This is a genomic window from Pseudomonas sp. 05N432 (assembly GCF_056396945.1).
Genome location: NZ_JBFTMM010000040.1, coordinates 1 through 3,066 on the forward strand (window position 1 = coordinate 1; position 3,066 = coordinate 3,066).

Annotated in this window: 1 rRNA gene; it reads right to left on the reverse strand. The window is 51.1% G+C overall.

The window, feature by feature from the left end:
* Positions 1 to 22: 22 nt before the first annotated feature.
* Positions 23 to 2,914: ribosomal RNA gene (locus AC1DHT_RS29070) — 23S ribosomal RNA — on the reverse strand.
* Between the last annotated feature and the right edge of the window lie 152 nt (positions 2,915 to 3,066).

A 3,066-nucleotide genomic window follows, 5' to 3' on the forward strand; every position in this document is an offset into this window, starting at 1 on the left:
ATGCAGATTGCTTGGGTGTTATATGGTCAAGCCTCACGGGCAATTAGTATTGGTTAGCTCAACGCCTCACAGCGCTTACACACCCAACCTATCAACGTCGTAGTCTTCGACGGCCCTTCAGGGGACTCAAGGTCCCAGTGAGATCTCATCTTGAGGCTAGTTTCCCGCTTAGATGCTTTCAGCGGTTATCTATTCCGAACATAGCTACCCGGCAATGCCACTGGCGTGACAACCGGAACACCAGAGGTTCGTCCACTCCGGTCCTCTCGTACTAGGAGCAGCCCCTCTCAAATCTCAAACGTCCACGGCAGATAGGGACCGAACTGTCTCACGACGTTCTAAACCCAGCTCGCGTACCACTTTAAATGGCGAACAGCCATACCCTTGGGACCGGCTTCAGCCCCAGGATGTGATGAGCCGACATCGAGGTGCCAAACACCGCCGTCGATATGAACTCTTGGGCGGTATCAGCCTGTTATCCCCGGAGTACCTTTTATCCGTTGAGCGATGGCCCTTCCATACAGAACCACCGGATCACTAAGACCTACTTTCGTACCTGCTCGACGTGTCTGTCTCGCAGTCAAGCGCGCTTTTGCCTTTATACTCTACGACCGATTTCCGACCGGTCTGAGCGCACCTTCGTACTCCTCCGTTACTCTTTAGGAGGAGACCGCCCCAGTCAAACTACCCACCATACACTGTCCTCGATCCGGATAACGGACCTGAGTTAGAACCTCAAAGTTGCCAGGGTGGTATTTCAAGGAYGGCTCCACGCGAACTGGCGTCCACGCTTCAAAGCCTCCCACCTATCCTACACAAGCAAATTCAAAGTCCAGTGCAAAGCTATAGTAAAGGTTCACGGGGTCTTTCCGTCTAGCCGCGGATACACTGCATCTTCACAGCGATTTCAATTTCACTGAGTCTCGGGTGGAGACAGCGCCGCCATCGTTACGCCATTCGTGCAGGTCGGAACTTACCCGACAAGGAATTTCGCTACCTTAGGACCGTTATAGTTACGGCCGCCGTTTACCGGGGCTTCGATCAAGAGCTTCGCGTTAGCTAACCCCATCAATTAACCTTCCGGCACCGGGCAGGCGTCACACCCTATACGTCCACTTTCGTGTTTGCAGAGTGCTGTGTTTTTAATAAACAGTCGCAGCGGCCTGGTATCTTCGACCGGCATGGGCTTACGGAGCAAGTCCTTCACCCTCACCGGCGCACCTTCTCCCGAAGTTACGGTGCCATTTTGCCTAGTTCCTTCACCCGAGTTCTCTCAAGCGCCTTGGTATTCTCTACCCAACCACCTGTGTCGGTTTGGGGTACGGTTCCTGGTTACCTGAAGCTTAGAAGCTTTTCTTGGAAGCATGGCATCAACCACTTCGTGTTCTAAAAGAACACTCGTCATCAGCTCTCGGCCTTAGAATCCCGGATTTACCTAAGATTCCAGCCTACCACCTTAAACTTGGACAACCAACGCCAAGCTGGCCTAGCCTTCTCCGTCCCTCCATCGCAATAACCAGAAGTACAGGAATATTAACCTGTTTTCCATCGACTACGCTTTTCAGCCTCGCCTTAGGGACCGACTAACCCTGCGTCGATTAACGTTGCGCAGGAAACCTTGGTCTTTCGGCGTGGGTGTTTTTCACACCCATTGTCGTTACTCATGTCAGCATTCGCACTTCTGATACCTCCAGCAAGCTTCTCAACTCACCTTCACAGGCTTACAGAACGCTCCTCTACCGCATCACCTAAGTGATACCCGTAGCTTCGGTGTATGGTTTGAGCCCCGTTACATCTTCCGCGCAGGCCGACTCGACTAGTGAGCTATTACGCTTTCTTTAAAGGGTGGCTGCTTCTAAGCCAACCTCCTAGCTGTCTAAGCCTTCCCACATCGTTTCCCACTTAACCATAACTTTGGGACCTTAGCTGACGGTCTGGGTTGTTTCCCTTTTCACGACGGACGTTAGCACCCGCCGTGTGTCTCCCATGCTCGGCACTTGTAGGTATTCGGAGTTTGCATCGGTTTGGTAAGTCGGGATGACCCCCTAGCCGAAACAGTGCTCTACCCCCTACAGTGATACATGAGGCGCTACCTAAATAGCTTTCGAGGAGAACCAGCTATCTCCGAGCTTGATTAGCCTTTCACTCCGATCCACAGGTCATCCGCTAACTTTTCAACGGTAGTCGGTTCGGTCCTCCAGTTAGTGTTACCCAACCTTCAACCTGCCCATGGATAGATCGCCCGGTTTCGGGTCTATTCCCAGCGACTAGACGCCCTATTAAGACTCGCTTTCGCTACGCCTCCCCTATTCGGTTAAGCTCGCCACTGAAAATAAGTCGCTGACCCATTATACAAAAGGTACGCAGTCACMSAACAAAGTSKGCTCCCACTGCTTGTACGCATACGGTTTCAGGATCTATTTCACTCCCCTCTCCGGGGTTCTTTTCGCCTTTCCCTCACGGTACTAGTTCACTATCGGTCAGTCAGTAGTATTTAGCCTTGGAGGATGGTCCCCCCATATTCAGACAAAGTTTCTCGTGCTCCGTCCTACTCGATTTCATGACTAAGAGATTTTCGCGTACAGGGCTATCACCCACTATGGCCGCACTTTCCAGAGCGTTCCGCTAATCTCAAAGCCACTTAAGGGCTAGTCCCCGTTCGCTCGCCACTACTAAGGGAATCTCGGTTGATTTCTTTTCCTCAGGGTACTTAGATGTTTCAGTTCCCCTGGTTCGCTTCTTAAGCCTATGTATTCAGCTTAAGATACCTAACTTATGTTAGGTGGGTTCCCCCATTCAGACATCTCCGGATCAMAGTCTGTTTGCCGACTCCCCGAAGCTTTTCGCAGGCTACCACGTCTTTCATCGCCTCTGACTGCCAAGGCATCCACCGTATGCGCTTCTTCACTTGACCATATAACCCCAAGCAATCTGGTTATACTGTGAAGACGACATTCGCCGAAAATTCGCAATTACTCACAAATTTTACCTTAGCCTGATCCGTTACCAGTGAAAGTAACGTTCAGTCTATCTTTCTATCACATACCCAAATTTTTAAAGAACGAT